This window comes from Streptomyces sp. NBC_00102, from assembly GCF_026343115.1.
Classification (GTDB): Bacteria; Actinomycetota; Actinomycetes; order Streptomycetales; family Streptomycetaceae; genus Streptomyces.
Genome location: NZ_JAPEMC010000001.1, coordinates 4099646 through 4119610, shown reverse-complemented (window position 1 = coordinate 4119610; position 19965 = coordinate 4099646). Strand labels below are relative to the sequence as shown.

24 protein-coding genes and 1 pseudogene are annotated in these 19965 nt (G+C 71.9%); 12 read left to right on the top strand and 13 right to left on the bottom strand.

Features of this window, described 5'->3' with window-relative positions; genetic code table 11:
• Window positions 1-51: 51 nt before the first annotated feature.
• The 6 genes from OHA55_RS18440 to OHA55_RS18415 all read left to right on the top strand — a co-directional run bounded on the left by OHA55_RS18440 (window position 52) and on the right by OHA55_RS18415 (window position 2406).
• Window positions 52-876, top strand: a complete 825-nt coding sequence (locus tag OHA55_RS18440; protein ID WP_266710784.1) for a helix-turn-helix transcriptional regulator — start codon at window positions 52-54, stop codon at window positions 874-876.
• Entirely contained in the window at window positions 873-1079 is a 207-nt protein-coding gene (locus OHA55_RS18435) for a DUF397 domain-containing protein (protein ID WP_266707677.1), read from the top strand. The genes OHA55_RS18440 and OHA55_RS18435 overlap by 4 nt, the downstream gene beginning before the upstream one ends.
• A complete protein-coding gene (locus tag OHA55_RS18430) occupies window positions 1037-1279 on the top strand; it encodes a DUF397 domain-containing protein (RefSeq protein WP_323180426.1) in 243 nt (80 codons plus the stop codon). The genes OHA55_RS18435 and OHA55_RS18430 overlap by 43 nt, the downstream gene beginning before the upstream one ends.
• Entirely contained in the window at window positions 1276-1476 is a 201-nt protein-coding gene (locus OHA55_RS18425) for a DUF397 domain-containing protein (protein ID WP_266707673.1), read from the top strand. Before OHA55_RS18430 ends, OHA55_RS18425 begins: the two co-directional genes overlap by 4 nt.
• Complete coding sequence (locus OHA55_RS18420) at window positions 1473-1676, top strand: DUF397 domain-containing protein (RefSeq protein ID WP_266707671.1); 204 nt, start codon at window positions 1473-1475, stop codon at window positions 1674-1676. Before OHA55_RS18425 ends, OHA55_RS18420 begins: the two co-directional genes overlap by 4 nt.
• 214 nt (window positions 1677-1890) lie before the next feature.
• A complete protein-coding gene (locus OHA55_RS18415) occupies window positions 1891-2406 on the top strand; it encodes a DinB family protein (protein ID WP_266707669.1) in 516 nt (171 codons plus the stop codon).
• Here the strand turns inward: OHA55_RS18415 and OHA55_RS18410 are convergent.
• The 3 genes from OHA55_RS18410 to OHA55_RS18400 all read right to left on the bottom strand — a co-directional run bounded on the left by OHA55_RS18410 (window position 2400) and on the right by OHA55_RS18400 (window position 5823).
• Complete coding sequence (locus tag OHA55_RS18410; protein ID WP_266707667.1) at window positions 2400-3191, bottom strand: hypothetical protein; 792 nt, start codon at window positions 3189-3191, stop codon at window positions 2400-2402. The two genes, OHA55_RS18415 and OHA55_RS18410, sit on opposite strands and share 7 nt — an antisense overlap.
• A 258-nt stretch (window positions 3192-3449) precedes the next feature.
• Window positions 3450-4460: a quinone oxidoreductase gene (locus tag OHA55_RS18405; protein ID WP_266707665.1), complete on the bottom strand. Its 1011-nt coding sequence runs from the start codon at window positions 4458-4460 to the stop codon at window positions 3450-3452.
• A gap of 220 nt (window positions 4461-4680) precedes the next feature.
• Window positions 4681-5823: an alkene reductase gene (locus OHA55_RS18400; RefSeq protein WP_266707663.1), complete on the bottom strand. Its 1143-nt coding sequence runs from the start codon at window positions 5821-5823 to the stop codon at window positions 4681-4683.
• Window positions 5824-5883: 60 nt separating this feature from the next.
• Between OHA55_RS18400 and OHA55_RS18395 the strand changes: the two genes are divergently transcribed.
• Window positions 5884-6297 (top strand): MerR family transcriptional regulator, encoded by a 414-nt coding sequence (locus tag OHA55_RS18395; protein ID WP_266707661.1) that lies wholly within the window; start codon window positions 5884-5886, stop codon window positions 6295-6297.
• Between the two features lie 42 nt (window positions 6298-6339).
• On the opposite strand, the gene OHA55_RS18390 is transcribed toward OHA55_RS18395, so the two are convergent.
• Both OHA55_RS18390 and OHA55_RS18385 read right to left on the bottom strand, forming a co-directional pair.
• Entirely contained in the window at window positions 6340-6975 is a 636-nt protein-coding gene (locus OHA55_RS18390; RefSeq protein ID WP_266707659.1) for a LysE family transporter, read from the bottom strand.
• A gap of 154 nt (window positions 6976-7129) precedes the next feature.
• Window positions 7130-8464, bottom strand: a complete 1335-nt coding sequence (locus OHA55_RS18385; RefSeq protein ID WP_266710782.1) for an MFS transporter — start codon at window positions 8462-8464, stop codon at window positions 7130-7132.
• A gap of 173 nt (window positions 8465-8637) precedes the next feature.
• Between OHA55_RS18385 and OHA55_RS18380 the strand changes: the two genes are divergently transcribed.
• Entirely contained in the window at window positions 8638-9573 is a 936-nt protein-coding gene (locus tag OHA55_RS18380; protein WP_266707657.1) for a LysR family transcriptional regulator, read from the top strand.
• Window positions 9574-9658: 85 nt separating this feature from the next.
• On the opposite strand, the gene OHA55_RS18375 is transcribed toward OHA55_RS18380, so the two are convergent.
• A complete protein-coding gene (locus OHA55_RS18375; RefSeq protein ID WP_266707655.1) occupies window positions 9659-10549 on the bottom strand; it encodes a helix-turn-helix transcriptional regulator in 891 nt (296 codons plus the stop codon).
• 101 nt (window positions 10550-10650) lie between these two features.
• Here OHA55_RS18375 and OHA55_RS18370 point away from each other — a divergent pair, with 101 nt between their 5' ends.
• A complete protein-coding gene (locus OHA55_RS18370) occupies window positions 10651-12171 on the top strand; it encodes an MFS transporter (RefSeq protein ID WP_266707653.1) in 1521 nt (506 codons plus the stop codon).
• Between the two features lie 171 nt (window positions 12172-12342).
• Here OHA55_RS18370 and OHA55_RS18365 read toward each other — a convergent pair whose 3' ends face one another.
• Window positions 12343-13221, bottom strand: coding sequence for a carbon-nitrogen hydrolase family protein (locus tag OHA55_RS18365; protein WP_266707651.1), 879 nt, complete (start codon window positions 13219-13221; stop codon window positions 12343-12345).
• Between OHA55_RS18365 and OHA55_RS18360 the strand changes: the two genes are divergently transcribed.
• Window positions 13220-13492, top strand: a complete 273-nt coding sequence (locus OHA55_RS18360; RefSeq protein WP_266707649.1) for a hypothetical protein — start codon at window positions 13220-13222, stop codon at window positions 13490-13492. The genes OHA55_RS18365 and OHA55_RS18360 overlap by 2 nt on opposite strands.
• On the opposite strand, the pseudogene OHA55_RS18355 reads toward OHA55_RS18360, so the two are convergent.
• The 5 genes and pseudogenes from OHA55_RS18355 to OHA55_RS18335 all read right to left on the bottom strand — a co-directional run.
• A pseudogene (locus OHA55_RS18355) lies at window positions 13400-13597 on the bottom strand (methyltransferase domain-containing protein); the annotation flags it as partial. The gene OHA55_RS18360 and the pseudogene OHA55_RS18355 sit on opposite strands and share 93 nt — an antisense overlap.
• A gap of 206 nt (window positions 13598-13803) precedes the next feature.
• The gene (locus tag OHA55_RS18350; protein WP_266707647.1) at window positions 13804-14184 is read right to left on the bottom strand and encodes a hypothetical protein; all 381 of its coding nucleotides are present in this window, start codon (window positions 14182-14184) and stop codon (window positions 13804-13806) included.
• A gap of 243 nt (window positions 14185-14427) precedes the next feature.
• On the bottom strand, window positions 14428-15396 hold the full coding sequence (locus tag OHA55_RS18345; protein WP_266707645.1) for a bile acid:sodium symporter family protein: 969 nt from the start codon (window positions 15394-15396) through the stop codon (window positions 14428-14430).
• A 119-nt stretch (window positions 15397-15515) separates the two neighbouring features.
• A complete protein-coding gene (locus tag OHA55_RS18340; RefSeq protein ID WP_266707643.1) occupies window positions 15516-15845 on the bottom strand; it encodes a hypothetical protein in 330 nt (109 codons plus the stop codon).
• The gene (locus OHA55_RS18335) at window positions 15842-16705 is read right to left on the bottom strand and encodes an oxaloacetate decarboxylase (protein WP_266707641.1); all 864 of its coding nucleotides are present in this window, start codon (window positions 16703-16705) and stop codon (window positions 15842-15844) included. The genes OHA55_RS18340 and OHA55_RS18335 overlap by 4 nt, the downstream gene beginning before the upstream one ends.
• Window positions 16706-17242: 537 nt before the next feature.
• Here OHA55_RS18335 and OHA55_RS18330 point away from each other — a divergent pair.
• On the top strand, window positions 17243-18463 hold the full coding sequence (locus OHA55_RS18330; protein WP_266707639.1) for a PLP-dependent aminotransferase family protein: 1221 nt from the start codon (window positions 17243-17245) through the stop codon (window positions 18461-18463).
• A 112-nt stretch (window positions 18464-18575) separates the two neighbouring features.
• Here OHA55_RS18330 and OHA55_RS18325 read toward each other — a convergent pair whose 3' ends face one another.
• A complete protein-coding gene (locus OHA55_RS18325; RefSeq protein ID WP_266707637.1) occupies window positions 18576-19268 on the bottom strand; it encodes an SDR family oxidoreductase in 693 nt (230 codons plus the stop codon).
• 129 nt (window positions 19269-19397) lie between these two features.
• On the opposite strand from OHA55_RS18325, the gene OHA55_RS18320 reads away from it, so the two are divergent.
• Window positions 19398-19958, top strand: a complete 561-nt coding sequence (locus tag OHA55_RS18320) for a TetR/AcrR family transcriptional regulator (RefSeq protein WP_266707635.1) — start codon at window positions 19398-19400, stop codon at window positions 19956-19958.
• Window positions 19959-19965 lie beyond the last annotated feature (7 nt).

Below are 19965 nucleotides of genomic sequence, written 5' to 3'. Positions count from 1 at the left end.
GCTCGGAAGCAGCACACGATTGCCCGCACACAGGACAACGGGAGGCCCACGATGACCGCTCCGGCCGACGTGGACGAGGAGTCGGGACGCGCCGCGCTCGGACGGACGCTGCGCTACCTCCGCGAGACGGCCGGCAAGTCACTGGCCGAACTCGCGGCGGACACCCGCTACGACAAGAGCTACCTGTACCGACTGGAGGTCGGGCAACGGCTGTCCAAGCTGGAGGTGATGGAGGACCTCGACCGGTACTACGCGAGCGGGGAGCTGCTCCAGGGATTATGGAAGGTGGCGCGGAGGGAAGTCTTCAAGGACAAGTACAAGGAGTTCATGCGGCTGGAGCCGGCGGCCCGGATCATGCACCTGTTCACTCTGGGAATTCCGGGGTTGCTCCAGACCGAGGACGTTGCCCGGGAGTCGTTGTCCGGGGCTCAGGAAACGACTGCTGAGGCAGAGCTGGTGGAGGAGCAGGTCATAGCGCGCCTCGGTCGGCAGCAACTGCTCCACCGTGTCCCGGCACCATCGGTCCGAATCATCATGGACGAGTACGCGTTACGTCGCCCCGTGTCGGATGCCAAGGCTTGGGAGAAGCAGCTGTGTCACCTCATCGAGATGGCGGAGGTGCCGTCACTCGTACTCCAGGTGCTGCCCTTCGCTGCGGGGGCACACAACCTCATGGATGGCTCACTCACTCTGTTGTGGCAGGAAGACGGTGGAGCTGTTGCCTACACCGAAGGCAACGGATGCGCCGAGTTGATTGAGGATCCGTCCGCAGTAACCCGATACCGGCTGTCCTACGATCGGCTAAGAGACCTGGCGTTGCCCCCGTCAGAATCCGACGCGTTCATCAGGGGCGTCCTGGAGGAGCACAGATCATGAGCCGTACCCCCGACTTCAACTGCACGCGCTGGCGTAAGTCCACCTACAGCGACGGCGGGGCCAACAACTGCCTTGAAATCGCTGACGACTGCCCCGGATTCGCCCCTGTCCGCGACAGCAAGAACCCCACCGGGCCCACGCTCCTCATCGCCGCCCCCGCGTGGACCGCCTTCATCAACGACGTCCGGACGACGGACCGGTGATCACACCCGACCTCCGCCGCGCTCACTGGCGCAAGTCGAGTCACAGCGACGGTGGCGACACGAACTGCGTCGTAGTGGCAGTCAACTTGGATGAAGTCGTACCCGTCCGCGACAGCAAGAACCCCGCCGGACCGGCACTCCTTCTCAGCACAACCGCATGGTCCGCTTTCATCCATGACATTCGGAAGGCCGACCGGTGATCACGCCTGACCTCAGCCAGGCCTACTGGCGCAAGTCGAGCCACAGCGATGGTGGCGGCACAAACTGCGTGGAGGTGGCCGGGAGCCTGAGCGGAGTCGTACCCGTCCGCGACAGCAAAAACCCCGCCGGACCCACGCTCGCCATCACCACGCCCGCGTGGACCTCGTTCCTCGACGCCCTCAAGAGGCCGGAATGACAGCCGTGCCGCCCGACCTCCGCCGCGCCCACTGGCGAAAGTCAAGCCACAGCGACGGCGGTCAGACCAACTGCCTCGAAGTCTGCGCCGACTTCCCCGGCCTCGTCCCCGTCCGCGACAGCAAAAACCCCGACGAACCCGCCATCCTCGTCACCGCCACCGCCTGGGCGGAGTTCGTCGCGTTCGCCGCCCAGCGCTGAGCCACCGGGCGCAGGTGCGCGACATGGCTGGCCCGGCGCCCGCCGCTCCGCCTGCGGCCCCGGGCCACGGACAGGCCTCGGGGTCGAGGCTTCCCTGGGGGCTTGGGGCGTTCCACGGACCGGGGCTGGCCCGCTCGGGCCGTCACCGACCGCGTACCCCGCGCGCCGTAAATCGGATTGGCGCTTCCCGGCCGCCCCGGTAGCGTGCGCCGCCATGACACCTGAACTGAAGCGCCCCCCACTTCAAGCGGACGAACGCACATCCCTCATAGGCTGGTTGGACCTCCAGCGGCAGATCCTGCGCTGGAAGTGCGAGGGGATCAGCGAGGAGGACGCGCACCGTTCCGTCCTCCCGAGCTCTCCGCTCATGACGATGGCCGGTCTCGTCTCCCACATGCGCTGGGTCGAGCACACCTGGCTGGAGGTGGTGTTCCTCGGCGGTGACGAGAAGCAGAACCCGTCGTTCGACGAGTCGGCCGAGGACGCCGACTGGCAGACCGACGGGCGGACTCTCGCCGAGCTGCTCGCGGAGTACGAGGCCCAGTGCGCGCGCAGCAACGAGATCGTCGCGGCGGCCTCCCTGGACGACATCGGCCGGCACACCGGCTTCCACTCCGCCGGCGCCAACCTCCGCTGGATGCTGATCCACCTCATCGAGGAGACGGGCCGGCACGCGGGGCACGCGGACATCGTCCGGGAGCTGCTGGACGGCACCAAGGGCTATTACTGAGCCGTCCTCGTCGCTTCGCGCGCTGCGGCGAGGGCGCGCTGCCTGACTCCGCCGAACAACTGGATCATGGTGGCGGCCAGGACGTCGTCCCTGCCGATGGTCCGCCCGTCTCCCGTGCGGGTGGACAGGGCCGCGACGGGCTTCGGTACGGACGGGACCGGCGGGTCGGTCAGTTCGCCATGTGCCGCCAAGGTGACCGTGCCGAACCGCTTGAGCCCGCCCTCCCGGACGACCATGGCAGCGTCCCGGGCGAGGTCCGTCAGGAACACGCTGGCTATCCCGTCCAAGTCGCGGACCATCGCGGGGACGGCCGCCGCGCCCCGGTCGCGCAGCAGCTTCCTGATCGCGGCCTCGAACCTGTGGGCGCCCACCACGGCACTCGGCTTACGTGATCGGCTGCGCTTGGGCGCCCGTACGACGACACCCTGAGCGTCGTACACGGTACCGGTCAGCCCCTTGAACGTAGGACTGTGGTGGTACCAGGCGCCTCCCACCTCCAGCTCGACGTCCCGGTCGATGGCTTTCACGAAGTCCTTCGGAAACAGCTTCTTCCGCTCTTCCTCCGCCGCCGCTCGCAGCGCGCCGTCGATGATGTCCGCCAGCACTGTCCGCGTCACCGTCGCGGCGGCCCGAGCGGCCGGGCGCGAGACGTGCAGGGGCGTGACGTCCCTGAACACCCTCTTGACGAGGGACGTCGAGAACGGCGGTGCGTCCACGCCCGTGGCGGACGAGGACCCGGTGCGCGCGGAACCGCTGCGCCCGGGACGTATGGGATCTGCCGGCATCGGAGGAACGCTCCCTGCTGTTGGTAGGCATCAGGGCCCCGCTTCGCCGCGCGGGCCCTCTCTCGTGGGCCATCCTCCGTCGATACCGCGCTCGGTCAAAGAGCTGCCTTCCCGGTCGGTACCTCCGGCGGCGCCAACCTCCGCTGAATACTCGGTCCAGGCCTGCCGAGTGCCTGACGGTGTCGGGAATCTCGGCGGTGACGGTCGGTCATGCCCTCGACGTCTCGCTCTCCAAGTCCCCGAGCTCGTCACCCGCGATCAGCTCTGCGTCTCCTCGCGGCGCCCCACGGCGGCCGCATCGGGTATGACGAGCAGCTTGCCGGTGGTACGCCGTGCCTCCAGATCGCTGTGGGCCCGGGCGGCCTCGGACAGTGCGTAGCGGCCCGTCACGGTGGCCTCAAGCGCCTTGGAGCGGACCCACTCGAACACATCGGCGGCCCGTCGGAGCAGTTCGGACCGATCGATGATGAAGTCCCCGAGGCTGGGCCGGATCAGACTCAGCGAACCGCCGTGGGCGAGCCGGATCGGATCGAACGGCGGCACGGCACCACTTGCCGCGCCGAAGAGCACGAGATGGCCGCGGGTGCGCAGGCTGGCGAGGCTCGCGTCGAAGGTGCTCGCGCCGACGCCGTCGTAGACGACCGGCAGTCCCTGGCCGCCGTTGAGCCGCCTCACCTCGGCTGCGAGATCGTCGACCTCGGAGGAAAGGATCACCTCGGCGGCCCCGGCACGCTTCGCCAGCTCGGCCTTCGCGGTGGTCGACGTCGTACCGATCACCCTGCCGCCGAGATGGGTGATGAGCTGGGTCAGAAGCTGCCCCATGCCACCGGCGGCCGCGTGCACGAGCACCGTGTCGCCCGCCTGAACCGGGTAGGCGTCCTTGATGAGATAGTGCGCGGTCATGCCTTGGAGGAGCACGGCGGCGGCTGTCTCGAAGCCGATGTCGTCGGGCAGCGGCACCAGCCGGGAGGAGTCCACGACGGCCCGCTCGGCATACGTGCCGGGTATCTCCACCCAACCGACCCGGTCCCCCACTGCGACGTCGACGACGCCGGGTCCGACTTCGACGACCGTCCCGGCGCCCTCGGAGCCCGGAGTGAAGGGCAGCGGGAGGCTGTAACGGCCCTCGCGGTAGTAGACGTCGAGGAAGTTGACCCCGGACGCGGCGACCTCCACGACCGCCTCGCCGGGACCGGGCCGCGGCTGGTCCACCTCGGCCTCTTTCAGCACCTCGGAACCGCCTACTTCGTACACCTGAATCGCTCGCATGACCCCTCCAGTTATCGGCTCAACCCCACCAACCCCTTCGACAAAGATCCAATTCCCGGCAGGCAGACCAGCCCGCCGCCCCCTTGCCCGGCTCGACAAGACCCTCAACCGTCCCCACCCCGCCCGTACGCGAGCCCGGCACGGCCTGGGCGGATCCCGACCTCGTCGGGGAAGCCGGCCGGACCCTCGTCATGGCCGGGGACGGTCGGCACGGCCGGTCTCATCCGCCGGTCGGCAGCGTCGGGTAGTCCGTGTAGCCCGTCGCCCCGCCGACGTACATCATGTACGCGTCCCGCACCTGGTTGACCGGCGCGCCCGTGCGCAGGCGGTGGACGAGGTCGGGGTTGGCGAGGAACGGGCGGCCGAGGGCGATGAGGTCGGCTCCGGCGGCGAGCAGGCGCTCGCTCGCGGCGAGGCCGCCGTCCTCGGGGAGGCGGTCCTTCGGGAGCACCGGGTTGGCGATCAGGGTGCCGGGCCAGTCCTTGCGGATGCGCTGGAAGACGGGCTGGTCCGGGTCGGCGTACCCGATGTGCAGATAGGCGATCCGACTGTCCGCGAGGGCGGCGACGAGCGCGGGGTAGATCACCTCGGTGTCGCCTTCCTCGATGCTGTTGACCGTGTGGCCGGGCGAGACGCGCAGCCCGACGCGTTCGGGGCCGATCTCCTCGGCGACGGCGCGTACCACCTCGGCGACGAACCGGACGCGGTTGCCGACCGGGCCGCCGTAGGCGTCGGTGCGGCGGTTGGTGTTCTGCGAGAGGAACTGGTGGAGCAGGTGGCCGTTGGCGCTGTGGACCTCCACCCCTTCGAAGCCCGCCTCGATCGCGCGACGCGCGGCGGAGGCGAAGTCGGCGATGTGCTCCTCGATGTCGTCCGGGCCCATCTCCCGGGGTACGGGGGCCTGTTGCTTGCCCGAGGGCGTGTGGAGCGTCTCGGGCAGCGCCACGGGCGAGGGCGCGACCGGGGTCAGTCCGCTGGTGTCGGGGTGTCCGACCCGTCCGCCGTGCTGAAGCTGGAGGAACATCCGCCCGCCCGCCGCGCGTACCGCGTCGGTGACCGCGCGCCATCCGGTGACGTGTTCCGGCCGGTGGATCGCGGTGATGTGAGGGTACGTCTGCCCCACCGCGTTCGGGGTGGACGCCTCGGCGATGATCAGTCCCGCCGTGGCGCGTTGGGCGTAGTAGGTGACCATGAGCGGGGTCGGTACGCCGTCGGCGGTGGCCCGGTTACGGGTCAGCGGGGCCATCACCAGCCGGTTCGGGAGCCGGAGCGGACCGAGCCGGGCGGGCTCGAAGACCTTGCCGGGCTCGGGTTCGGGGGCCTGGGCGGAGGTCGCGGAAGCGATTGCGGGTGGGTTCGTCATGCGGGGAGGGTAAGAATTGACACCGGTGTCAGGTTCAAGCCCGAGGGAGGCACGGACGTCATGCGGATCGGTGAACTGGCCCGGCGTACGGGCGTCAGCGAACGCTCGCTGCGCTACTACGAGGCGCAGGGGCTGCTGGAGGCGGACCGTACACCCGGCGGGCACCGCGAGTACCGGGAAGGCACGGTGGACCGGGTGATCCGCATCCAGGAGTTCTACGCGGCCGGGCTGCGCAGCTCCAAGATCGGCGAACTTCTGCCCTGCGTACGGGACTCGGACGGCGGCCCGTCCGCGACCGCCACGCCCCGGCTGGTCGCCGACCTCGGCGCGGAGCGGGAGCGGATCGACCGGATGATCAGCGAACTCCAGCGCTCCCGGGACGTGTTGGACGACGTGATCGCCACCGCGAAGGAGCAGACGCCCTCGGCTGCGGCAGCCGCCAAGGCGGCAGCGGCGGGGGACGCGGTCGCCTGACGTACCGGTCTCCCTCCCCCGGTAAAGGCCCCCGCACGCCTGTCACGGCGGGGTGAGGAGCAGATGGGCGGCGAGGCCGACGATCACGGCGCTGGAGACCAGGGCGGTGCAGAGACGGCCGCGCGGCCCGGTGAGTACGCGTCCCAGCAGAGCTCCGCCGCCCACGAGCAGCAGCTGCCAGGTGGCGGAAGCGGCGAAGGCGGCCAGGACGAACACGGCCTGCTCACCGGCCCCCGGCTCGGCGGCGCCCCGGCCCGCGAGCACCAGGGCGGTGAAGTACACGACGGTGACCGGGTTCAGCAGCGTGATGCCCAGCAGCGCGAGGTACGCCCGCAACGGGCCCACCGGCCTCCGCCCGGGGCCGCCGACGGGGTCCTGCCGCGCACGGTGGTCGCGTACGGCCGCCACCGCGCCCCGGCACGCCAGCGCCGCGAGGACAGCGGCCGAGGCCCATCGCAGGGGCTGGGTGACCGGTGCGAGGAGCGGGGCGAGGGCCGAGCCTCCGGCCGTGGCGACCAGGGCGTAGAGGCCGTCCGCGGTCGCGACGCCCAGGGCGGCTCCGGAGCCCACTCGCGGCGAGGTCCGCGCGGTGAGGGCGACGAGGTAGGCCGCGACCGCTCCCACCGGCACGGCGATGCCGTAGCCGGCCAGCAGCCCCGCGACCAGCGCCGCGCTCACGCGGGGTGCGGAGTCGGCCTCCCCGGACCGCCGGACCGCTGCTGCCGGCCCGGACCGCGTACGACGGCGGGGGCGGGCATCGGCAGCGGAGAAGTCGTCGTGGTCATGGGCGGATCTTCGGGGCCGGTCCGGCGTCGGAGCAACCCGTTTTCCCTCAGGAACGGCTGCGGGACGCTTCCGGCTCGTCCGGTGACGTCCGGTCCGGTGACGTCCGGTCCGGTGACGTCCGGTCCGGTGACGTCCGGTCCGGTGACGTCCGGTCCGGTGACGTCCGGTCCGGTGGCGCCTGGTCCCGTCGGGGAAGCAGGAGCGGGCTGGTCAGGATGAGCAGTCCCGCGACGGTGAGGGCGGCGCGGGGGCCGGTGAGGTCGGCGAGCAGTCCCGCGAGCGCGGTGAGGACGGCGATGGATGCCTGCTGCCCGATCGACCACGCCGTCAGGGTGCGGGCGACGAGATGCTGAGGGGTGTGTTCGAGCCGGTAGGTGGCGAGCACCGGGCTGTACAGGCTCATGTTGACGATGATCGCCAGCTCGACGGCGATCACGGTGACGAGGCCGACGACGCCGGGACCGACGAAGGCCAGGCCGATCAGCCAGACGGCGCGCAAAGTGCCGACGGTCCGGAAGACCCGGTGCCGGCCGAAGCGGGCCACGACCCGGCGGGCCAGCCGCGATCCGACGAGTCCGCCGAGGCAGGGGGCTGCGAAGGCGAGGGCGTACTGCCAGGGCGGGAAGCCGAGTTGGCGCAGCAGGAGTACGGCCAGCAGGGGTTCGGTGGCCATGATCAGGCCGCCGACGAGCATCTGGTTGAGGTAGAGCGACCGCAGGCCGGGGTGGCCCATGAGGTGGCGCCAGCCGTCGAGCAGCGCTCCCGCCCGGACCGGGCTCCCGCCGGTCGCGGGCGGCGCTTCCTCCCGGCCGCGGATCGCGGTGATGCCCAGCGCGGAGAGGAGGTAGCTGAGCGCGTCGGCCACCACGGTGGTGACCGGCCCGAACAGGCCGATGGCCGCCCCGCCGAGCGGTGGCCCCACCGCGATGGAGCTCCAGTTCGTGGACTCGAACCGCGCGTTGGCGACGAGCAGGTCATCCGGCCGCACGAGGGCCTTGAGGTACGCGCCACTGGCCGCGTTGAACGCGATCTTGGCGGCGGCGACCACGGCCGAGACCACCAGCAACTGGACGAAACCGAGCAGCCCGAGGGCGTAGGCGGCGGGGATCGTCGCCATGGCCGCGAACCGGGCCAGGTCCATCGTGATCATGACCGGGCGCTTGCGCCGGAACTCCACCCACGGCGCGAGGGGCACCGCGATCAGCGCACCCACCGCGGGTCCCACCGCGGACAGCGCGGACACCTCGGCGGGTCCGGCGTGCAGCACCAGCACGGCGATCAGCGGCAACGCCCCGAACCCCAGCCCGGACCCGTACGCGCTCACCGCGTACGAAGCCCACAGCCGGCCGAACCGAGGGCCCAGCCCTCTCCTGCCCACCACGCTCAGCACCCCCTCGAAGCCCCATCCGAAGCCCCGCTCGAAGCCCCACTCGAAGCCCCGTTCGAACAAACCGACGTTGACTGAAGAGAGGTAAGCGGGGAGGACAACCGCAGGTCAAACAACCAGCCCGCAGGAGCCACACAACCACGGGTTGTTGACTAAGGTGGGTCGGCGTGGATCTCGAAGCAGTACGCACCTTCGTCGCCGTCGCGGAGACGGGCAGGTTCCGGAACGCCGCGGACGACCTGTCGATCACCCAGCAGGCCGTCTCCAAGCGCATCGCCGCGCTGGAGCGTGCCCTCGGTGTGCGGCTGTTCACCCGCGCACCGCGCGGCACGGAACTCACCATCGACGGGCAGGCGTTCCTGCCCCACGCGCGTGAGCTGCTCCGCGTCGCCGAGCGGGCGGGCGCGTCCGTGCGCCCCGGCCGCCGTCCGCTCCGCGTCGACGTGCTCACCTCGCGCAGCGCGCAGTCGGCCCTGATGCGCGGCTTCCACCGCGCACACCCCGAGATCGACCTCGACGTGATGATGCTGTTCGATATCGAGACCGCCGTCACCGCCCTCCGCACCGGCGCGATCGACGCGTCCTTCCGCGCGGTCGCCGCGCCCGGCCGGCCGCTTCCTGAGGACATCGAGTCCGTCCGGGTGCTCGACGAGCCCCTCCAGCTCCTCACCGGCCCCGCCCACGCGCTGGCGGGCGCCCGGTCGGTGACCGTCGCCCAGCTCGCCGGGCACCGGATCTGGATGCCCGGCATCGCCCCCGGTACCGAATGGGGCGCCTACTACGACGACCTCGTCGCCGAGTTCGGGCTCACCATCGAGGTGACCGGCCCCAACTTCGGCTCCGACGCCCTCCTCGACACGATCGCCGACACCCCGGCCCTGGCCACCTTCATGGGCGAGCACAGCCGCCTCATCTGGCCCGACGGGCACGGTCTGCGCCGCATTCCGGTGACCGGCCCGACGCCCGTCTACCCGCACTCGCTCCTCTGGCACCGCGACAACCCCCACCCGGCGCTGGCCACCCTCCGCGGCCACCTCGCCGCCACGAGCCCCGGCCACGACGCCGCCGGGACCTGGGTACCGGGCTGGGTGCTCCCGCGCTGAACGGCCCGCGCTGAACGCCCCGGCGGCGAAGCCCCCCGCGCCGGGTCTCGCCGGGCCCGGTACGCGGTCCCCGGGCGTGGGTCCTTCAGGCCCCCGCGGCCGAGCTCTCGGCGTAGGCGCTGCCGGCGGTCCACGCCGGTGCGGCGCCGACCAGCGAGTCGAGGCGTTCCAGGCGCTGGGCGGTGGCGGCGTCGTCGGGCGTCATGACGATGATCCGCTCGCCCCGCGTCCGGTCCAGCCACAGGCTCTGGAACTGGACGTCGAGGAGGCCGACGCGCGGGGACTGGTAGTGGCGGAGCTGGGTGCGGTCGGCCCCGACCTCGTACGACTCCCAGTGCCGTACGAAGTCCGGGGACTCCTGGCGCAGCCGGGTGATCAGCGCGTTCCAGCGGGGGTCGTCGCGGTGTTCGGGCTGGCGGGCGCGGAGCCTCGCGGTCATGTCACGCAGGACGGTCTCCTCGTCGAGCAGGCTGTTGCGCCAGCTCGGTTCGGTGAACATCAGCCAGGCGCAGTTGCGTTCCTCGGCCGGGTACGCGTCCAGGTCGGCGAAGAGGTACCGGTAGGTGCGGTTGGCGGCGACCAGGTCGTAGCAGTCGGTCTGTACGGCGGCCGGGTACGGCAGCAGCTTGGCCAGGAGGACGGTGTGCTCGGGGCGCAGGTCCATGGGCGGTCCCGGTTCGGTGGGCGTACCGCGCCCCGCGAGCACCATCAGGTGCCGGCGCTCGGCGGCGTCCAGGCGCAGTACCCGCGCCACCGCTTCGAGTACCTGGTCGGAGGCGTTCCTGGCCCGCCCCTGTTCGAGCCACGTGTACCAGGTGACCCCGACACCGGCGAGCTGCGCGACCTCCTCGCGCCGCAGTCCGGGTGTGCGGCGACGGCCGCCCGCGGGCAGACCCACCTCACCGGGGGTGACGCGGGCGCGGCGGGCGCGCAGGAAGGTTCCGAGGGCATCGCGGTCGGGCGTGGAAGCGGTCACCACCCCAGTGTCGGGCCTGCGGGCCGATCCATCCAGGTAGTACTGGTACCCCTATGAACAGGCTCCTGGTACCAGGATGACGCGAGGCGCACAGTCTGGTCATGACCCTCACGACCGCACCGTCCGTCGCCGCCACGCACACACCTCCGGCCGTCCCCGTCGCCGCCCCCATCTCCGCAGCCGTCCCGCACACCGCGGCACCGGCCCCGGCGCGCGCCCTCACCGGCGCCGGCCTCGCCGCGCTGCTCGTCGCCTTCCTGCCCGTGAACATGACGTTCGGGTCGGTCAACCTGCTCGAACCCCAGATCACCTCGGACCTCGGCGTGACCGTGTCGGGCGGTCAGCTCGTGCTCTCCGCGTACACCACGGCGTTCGCCGCGACCCTCGTCGTCGCGGGGCGCCTGGGCGACCGGTTCGGACGGCGGCGGCTGCTCGCGGCCGGGGTCGGCGCGTTCGGCGTGGCCTCCGTGCTCGCCGCGCTCGCACCGAACCTGGCCACCCTCGTCGTCCTGCGCGCCGTGCTGGGCGTCGCCGCCGGCCTGTTCACCCCGCAGGTCCTCTCCACCATCCAGTCCACGGCGCCCGAGAAGCTGCGGGCGCTGGGCGTCACGCTCTTCGCCGCCGTCGGCGGCATCGCGACCGTCGCCGGGCAACTCCTCGCGGGCGCCGTGTCCCAGACCGCCGGTGACCACTGGGGCTGGCGGCTCGTGCAGATACTCACCGGGGCGATCGGCGCCACCGCGCTGCTCGCCCTGCGCACCGTGCCCGAGTCGCGCTCGACGGCACCGCTCGCGCTCGACCTGCGCGGGGCCGCGCTCCTCGGCACCGGCCTGCTCCTGGTCGTGGTGCCCCTGACCCTCGGCACCTCCGCGGGCGGTCCGGCCCCGGTGCTCGCGATGCTGGCCGCGGCCGGCGCGGTGCTCACCGTCTTCGCCCGCACGCAGCGCGCCGCCGAGCGCCGCGGCGAACTGCCCGTCGTCCCGCCGAGCGTGCTGCGCACCCCGGCCGTGCGGCAGGGCCTGATCATGTCCCTGCTGTTCTTCACCGGTTACGGCGCTTTCCTGTACGAGTTCTCGGCGCTCGCCCAGGGCGCGTTCGGCGTGACCGCCTGGGGCACCGTGGTGCTGCTGCTCGGGTTCGGCGCGGGGTTCATCGTCACCGCCCTCGCCCTGCCGGCCGTGGAACGCCGCACCGGACGCTGGACGATGACCGGAGCGGCCATCGGGCAGGCGGCGGTGCTCCTGGTCCTCGCCGTCACCGTGTACGGCACCCACGGCGGGGCTCCGTGGGCCCTTCAGCCGCTCCTGATCCTGCTCGGTGTCACCCAGGCCCTGATGTACGGCCCGGTCCTGCGCACGGTCCTCTCCCGTACCCCGACCTGGGCGGCGGGTGTCGCCGGCGGTCTCTTCACCACCTTGCAGCAGCTCGGCCTCGGCCTGGGCGTGGCACTGCTGGGCGGCCTCTTCCACGCCGTGGCCGACGGGGCCGCGGACGGTTCCGCCGCCGGGCTGCCGCACGGTTTCGCCGTCGCCGTGACCGTACAGTCCGTCCTCGCCCTGGCCTTCGCCTTCCTGGCCGGCCATATCGCACGGGCCGGGGACGGGCAGCCGGAAGCGGCCTGAGCGGTGCTAGTGCCGCGTCAGCCAGGGTTTGCCCGCCGAGGAGCGGCGTCAGGTGCGTACTCTCGGTGTGATGGCTGGAAGCCCCCGTACTGGACGTACTCGGGCTTTCGGCCGGCGCGGCGAGAGTGCGTGCCGGGCGTCGCGACGGGGCAAACCCTGGCTGACGCGGCACTACGAGCGCCCGGCGCCACCCAGCGCGTACCGCGCCCGCTCGGCCGGGAGCACCCGGTGCAGGTCGCCCAGCATCCCCTCGGCCGCGCGGGCGGCGGTCAGGGCGACCGGGTCGAGGTCGGCGAAGACCACCTCGGGCCGGTCCGCGGCGGCTTCGGTCAGCAGATGCCCGTCCGGGCCCCAGATGCCGCTGCCCCCGCAGGTGTTCCAGCCGCCCGTGGTCCCGATGTGGTTGGCGAGAACCGTGTAGACGGTGTTGTCCAGGGCGCGCGCGGGGAACCACGTACGGGACTCGTGGTGACCGTTGCCGACACTGAACAGCGCGCCGACGAGGTACGCGTGGCAGCCGTCCAGGGCCGCCGCGCGGGCGTGCTCGGGGAAGCCGGAGTCGTAGCAGATGCCGAGACCGAGCCGCCAGCCGTCCACGTCGAGGGTGCACCCGGCCGCGCCGGGGCGGTAGACCTCGCGCTCGGTCTTGAAGAGGTACTGCTTGTCGTAGCGGGTGACGAGCGTGCCGTCGGCCCCGATGACCAGCGCGGAGACGTACAGCTCCCCGGCCTCGTGGAACGCGGCGCCCACCACCGCGACCGTGGCGGTCTCCCGGCAGGCGTCGGCGAGCGGCGCGAGGCGCGGGTCGTCCGGCTGTACGGCGCACCGCAGCGGCTCGGCGCGCACGAGGTCGGGCTCGTACCCGCTGAGGAACTTCTCCGGGAGGACGACCACCCGCGCCCCCGCCCCGGCGGCCTCGCGGACCAGGGCGGCGGCGGTGGCCGTGTTGGCCTCCACGTCCCCGGCCACGGCCTGCGCCTGCGCGGCGGCCACCCGGAGCGGGCTCGACGGGATCGGGTACGTACGGGACGGGGCGGTGCGTGCGGTCATGGAACCCCAGGTTACCGGCGGGCCGGTCGGGCGCCCGGTGCCGGTCGGGCGCCCGGTGCCGGGCCTGTGGCCGCCCCGCCCCGCCCCGCCCCGCCCCGCCCAACGCCTCGGGAAGCGTGTCTCCCATGCCCTCCCGCCACTCGGGGCCCGTACCGCCCCCGGCGCCCGCCGCCTCCGCCTTCCGCCGCGCGATGGCCAGCACCTGACGGTCGGGGTCGACACCGACGATCCGGGCCCGGGGCTGCGCCGCGTGCAGCAGCAGGGCGAGTGATCCCGTCCCGCAGCCCACGTCGACCACGACATCATCGGGTCCGGGCGCGATCCGGGTGACGACCAGGCGCCGCCACGCGCCCTCGCGGGTCAGCGCGGCGATCACCGGGTCGTAGAGGCGGGTGGGCGCGAAACGGCCGAGAGCCGGGGTGAAGTCTCGTTCGGTCACACACTCAGCATGCGAGAACCCTCAACACCGCACCAGACAAAGGCACTTCGAATAACCGGCGCCACCATGCACACAGCGCGCCGGGGTGCGCGCGAGCCCACAAAGTCGCAACCCGGCGCAGGGACACGGTATGTGCCGCAGCGTCAGGACTGCGCCGGCTTCGCGCCACTCTCCGTGAGCGGCTGTTTCCTCATGCGGACCCGGTAGCGGACCAGGCAGACGACGTCGAAGAGCCCACGGGTGGAAGCGTCGCCCTTCAGCAGGACCGGGATCCCCCGCCGTTCGCGTTCCAGGCTGTCGAGGAGGGCATCCGTCCTCCATGACTGCAGGACGATCCCGCAGGAGAACGCGGCGGCCAAGGCTGTCGGTCCGAGCGCTGCCTCGCCGAGAAGCAGCCCTGCGGCCACAGCAGCGCCGGCGAGCGCCGCGAAGACGAACTTGAGTGACCGGCCCAGCGATTCCCGTTGGGTCAGGAGTGGCAGCGCGAACGCTCCCACGACCCCGACCGCTGTTCCCGCGTCCATGGTCACCACCGGACGCCGTGGCGAACTCCCCGTCGGAGCCACTCGTACGGCATGTCCCCGATGCTAGGACATTTCGAAAGTCCACCGTCGCTCGGCGCGGTGACTCGCGCCGGAGGCTCGGGAGCCCGCCCCCGAACCAAGGGGGCGGGCTGTGACCTCAGGACCGCTGTCGTCGGCAGGTGTACGGATGAGCTCCCCGCCACCTCGGCGCGGGCCGAGGTGGCGGGCCTTTCGACACACGCCCTAAAACGCCGGAGATGGGGCGGAGGCCACCTCCGGCGTCGGACCGGCAGGAGCGGCACGTGCCCATCGGGCGGCGAGGACCGCGCAGACCATCAATTGCATCTGGTGGTAGAGCATCAGCGGGAGGACCGCCAGGGCGGCCTGTCCGCCGAACAGCACCGCGGCCATGGGCAGTCCGTTGGCCAGGCTCTTCTGCGATCCGCAGAGTACGACGGCGATGCCTGAGGGACGGTCCAGCCCGGCGAACCGGGCGGCGGTCCGCGTACAGGTCAGGGCCACCGCGAGCAGCACCGCCAGGACGGCCAGGAGTTCCAGCAGCCGGAGGGGGGTGACGCGGCCCCAGACGCCCTGGTTCATCCCCGCGCTGAACGCCACATAGACGACCAGCAGGATGGACCCGCGGTCCACCGGACCGAACACCCGCTTGTTCCGGCTGACGAACTCTCCCAGCCTGCGGCGCAGCAGTTGCCCGGCAAGGAACGGGGCGAACAGCTGGGCGCCGATGCGGAGCGCTCCGTCTGCGGAGAGGCCGGCTTCCGAGCCGATCAGCCACGCGGCGAGCAGCGGGGTGGCCGCGAGTCCGATCACGCTGGAGTACGTGCCGGCGCAGATGGCCGCGGCGATGTCCCCCCGGGCGGTGGAGGTCAGCGCCACCGACGACTGGACGGTGGACGGTACGACGCACAAAAACAGGAAGCCGGCACCGAGTTGACCGCCCAGCAGGCCGGGCGCGAGCCACAGGGCCACAAGCCCCAGCAGCGGGAACAGAACGAAGGTGCAGAGCAGGATCAGCGCGTGGAGGCGCACCCGGCGCAGGCCCGCGAGGGTCTCCCTCGTGGAGAGCCGCACGCCGTAGAGGAAGAAGAGGAGAACGATCGCGATGTCGGACGCGGTACGCGCGACGGCCTCGCCCCCGCCTCCGGCCGGCAGGAGGGTGGCCAGCGCCACGGTCCCGACGAGTGCCGCCACATAGGGATCGACGAACCGGGGCCGGCGCCGGAGCCGGGGCGATCGTGGGCTTCTCGCCGCCGCGCGGCGGGGACGGGGCGAGGGCGGGCGCTCGACGGTTTTCTGCCGCCCGGCGTCGGTCACCCGCCGTCCTCCTCGTCGTCCGTGCTGTCGGGGTTGATCAGGGTGTCCATGAGGTCCACCGCGCTGCCGTCGTGATCGCTGCCCGAAGTGCCGCTGCCGGAGTTGGTGTTCGCCGTGCGGTCGATCTCCAGCCAGGAGTCCGCCTCGGAGTTGTCGATCAGCGTCAGGTTCAGGTCCCCGGCCGCGGCCGGGGAACCCGCGGCGGCCAGCAGAGCCGCCGCCAGCGCCATCGCGGTGGCAGAGCCCCGGCCGAGGGCAGGACGTCGGTGCGGCCCTCGGCCGGGGCGGGAAGAGGCCGCCCCGGCCGGAAGGATGCTTACGGTCATGCGGAGAGCGCCTCCCGCACGTCGTGATGACGGCTGATGTTGAGCTCCAGCAGCTCGGTCGACTCACGCACGCCGACCTCCCCGGTGTCGCCCGCCTCGGGCAGCCGACCGTCCGCGAACTGCAGCTCCGCCAGGGCCGTGTCCATCGCACGGTGCGCGGCGAACAGGCAGGGCGTGCTGTAGATCGCCACGTCCACACCGAGCTCCGTGAGCTCCGTGAGCGACAGACGGGGGGACTTCCCGCCCGCGATCTGGTTGAACAACAGCGGCTTGTCGCCGACAACGCGGCGGATGCGCTTGATCCAGTCGACGCTGCGCACCCCGTCCACCAGGACCACGTCCGCGTCGGTCTCGGCGAGGGCCGCCGCCCTGCGCAGGATGTCGGCCTCCTCCGTCGCGTCCGTGCGTGCCACCACGACGAGGTCGGTGCGGCTGGCCAGGACCAGTTCCAGCTTCTCCAGGTACTCCTCCAGGGGGAGGACCTGCTTCCCGTCCGCGTGGCCGCACCTGCGGGGCCGCTTCTGGTCTTCCAGGATCACCCCGGAAGCGCCGATGCGCTCCAGACGCTGCACCACGTGGCAGGCCACCTCGGGGTCGACGTAGCCGTCGTCGATGTCCACCAGGAGGTGCTGGCGCGGAAACGCACCGCGCAGCCGCTCCACGAAGGCCACCATGTCCGGCCAGGCGATGAAACCGATGTCCGGCAGGCCGTAGTACGACGCAGCAAAACCGAATCCCGATACGAAGAATCCGTTGTAGTGCTGGGCCGCGACGGACGCGGAATACATGTCGTAGATCCCGATGAGCGGCGTCGTCCCGGACGCCTTGATCTCCTGCCGCAGGACATTTCCGTACGTCATGATTATCTCCAGTGGAGGGGAACCCCCCGGCGCACTCCGCCTGGGGATGCGTCTTCGCTGACAGCAATTCTGGCGCGCGACGCAGAATGCGGATAATCGGACGAAGCACCAAGGATGTCATGGCATTTTCGTCCACGAATGAAGCGCGGATGAATGTGCGCCGCACTTCGCGAATGACCATAGCTTTGCCCGACCTTTACAGGCAACGTCAGTTTTTCGCCTTGGCCGAGAAACCTTTGGGAATCGATTTCAACAATTGAATCCCGTTGGTCGGAAATCAAGAATTCAATCACCCGCACCTCGGCCGCGAGCCCGCGGCGGCCCCGCGACACCGGGCGGGCCGCGATCCCCACCGCGGCGGACCCCTGCTGGGGGGCGCGGCGCTGGGCACCGCGGTGTACCGATCGGTCCTGACCCGGGGTTCTCACCCACCCGTGCACACCCCGGCCGGACGTGATCACCGGACGGGCCGCCTCCTGCGACTTCGACGGCTTCAATGCCTTCTGGAGACATGGCGGTTGCTCGTAGGCTGCGGCCATGACGCCCCGAGCCGACACCCCCGCCCTCGCCGCCCGCGCCGCCTCGGTCGACGCCTCGCCCGTACGGGAGATCCTCGCGCTGACCGCGCGGCCCGAGGTGATCTCGTTCGCGGGCGGGCTTCCGGCGCCGGAGCTGTTCGACACCGGGGAGATACGGGCCGCGTACGACCACGTGCTGGCGAAGGACGCGGCGCGGGCCCTCCAGTACTCCGTGACCGAGGGCGATCCGGGGCTGCGGGTGGCCGTCGCCGCCCGGTACACGGCGCGCGGCCTGCCGACCGGGACGGAGGACCTGGTGGTCACCACCGGTTCGCAGCAGGCGCTGACGCTCCTGACGACGGCACTGGTGGAACCCGGGGACACGGTGCTCGTCGAAGACCCCACGTACCTCGCGGCGTTGCAGTGCTTCGGCTTCGCGGGGGCGCGGGTGGTGCCGGTGCCCTGCGACGACGACGGCATCGACCCGGTGGCGCTCGCGGAACTCGTCGAGCGCGAACGGCCCAAGATGCTCTACACCATCCCCAACTTCCAGAATCCGACCGGGCGTACGCTCCCGCTCGCCCGCCGGAGGGCCGTGGCCGAGGTGGCCCAGCGGCTCGGTCTGTGGATCGTGGAGGACGACCCGTACGGCGAACTCCGCTACGAGGGCGAGCACATGCCGTGGATCTCCTCGCTGGAGGCCGCCGCGGACCGCACGGTGCTGCTGGGCAGCTTCTCGAAGGTGATGTCCCCGGGCATGCGGCTCGGTCATCTCCGTGCGCCCGCCGCACTGCGCCGGGCCTGCGTGATCGTCAAGCAGGCCGCCGACCTGCACTGCTCGGCCGTGGACCAGGCGGCAGCCGCCCGCTACCTGGAGGTCTCCGACCTCGACGCCCACGTGGGCCGGGTCCGCGCCGCGTACGGCGAGCGCCGGGACGCCCTGCTCGACGGCCTGCCCGCCGCCCTCCCGCCGGGCAGCACCTGGAACCGGCCGGACGGCGGGATGTTCGTCTGGGTCAGGCTGCCCGACGGCCACGACGCGACCGCGCTGCTGCCCAGGGCGATCGCCCACGAGGTGGCGTACGTCCCCGGGGCGCCGTTCTTCGCGGGCGCGCCGGACCCGGCCGCCCTGCGGATGTCGTTCACGACCCACACCCCCGACGAGATCCGCGAGGGGCTGCTGCGACTGGGCAAGGCACTGGGCACGCCGGGAGCATCGCAGCCCGTGGCGCACGCCTGAGTCCGTCGCGCACGCCCGGACCTGTCGCGCACGCCCGCGCCCCCGCCCGGCCCGGACAACCTGCCGCGGTGTGGTGCAGGGCGGGGACGGCTGGGTTCGGGCCGGGAATGCCTCAGCCGGCGCTCGGCCGCGGCGTGACGGCCAGGCTCTGCTTGACCTGCCGGGTCACCGCGTCGGCGATGATCTCGGGCAGTCCCGCCTCGATGCCGTGCAGGGCCAGGGCCGCGACGTCGGCGGCGGCGGTCTTCCGGTCCGCGGGGACACCGGAGGCCATGTCGGTGTCCATGTAGCCGACGTGCAACGCCGAGACGGCGATACCGCGGGGCGCCAGTTCGTCCCGGGTCGCACCGGTCAGCGCCCAGGCGGCTGCCTTCGAGGCGGCGTAGGAGCCGACGCCGCCCGGGTGCGTCCAGGACAGGACGGACAGGACGTTGAGCACGGCGCCACCGCCGTTGCCCTCGATGACGGGGGCGAAGGCCCGGGTCGTGGCGAGCGGGCCGAAGAAGTTGGTCTCCATCTCCCGGCGCACCTCGTCCAGGTCGCCGCCGATCAGCGCCGCGCCGGTGAGGACGCCCGCGTTGTTGACGAGCAGCGTCGCGTCGGACGCGACGCGGGCCGCCTCCTCGATCGACAGGTGGTCCGTGACGTCCAGCCGCAAGGGGGTGACGCCGGGCAGGTCGATCAGCTCGGGGCGCCGGGCCGCCGCGTACACCTTCGCGCCGCGCTCCACGAGTTGGGCGGCCAGGTGCCGCCCGAGACCCCGGTTGGCACCGGTGACGACCGCGACCGCGTTCCTGAGTTCCATGTCCGCTCCCGGCTCCAGGGCATGTCGCCCTCGCGGGCATCCTCGGACACCCGCCCCTTTAGATTACGTCCACAATCTAAACACTGTCCTACGATAGATGCCAGTCGACATCCAAAGAGGGAGGCAGTCATGGGCCGCGTGTCGCAGGCACAGGCACAGGAGAACCGCGGCCGGGTGGTGGACACCGCCTCCCGGCTGTTCCGGGAGCAGGGCACGCAGGTCAGCGTCGCCGACCTGATGAAGGCGGCCGGTCTGACCCACGGCGCGTTCTACAAGCAGTTCGCCTCCAAGGAGGCGCTCGTCGACGAGGCCACCGCCCACGCCTTCGCCGGACTCGCCGGGCACCACGCCGCAGGGCTGGAACAGCACGCCGGGCAGCGCGACGCCACCCAGCGGGCACTGATCGACACCTATCTCTCTGTCGCCCACCGTGACGACCCGGCGGGCGGTTGCCCGGTCGCAGCGCTCGCCACCGACATCGCACGGGAAGGCGGCGGGCCCGAGGCCCGGCGCGTCTACACCGAGGGGGTGGCCGACTTCGCAGACTTCCTCGCCACCGACGACCAGGACGGGATCGCCCGCCTCTGCACGCTGTTCGGTGCGCTGGTCCTCTCACGGGCCACCAAGGGCTCCCCGCTCTCCGAGGAGATCCTCACCGCCGCGCACGCGGCCCTGACGAAGAGCGACTGACAGAGGC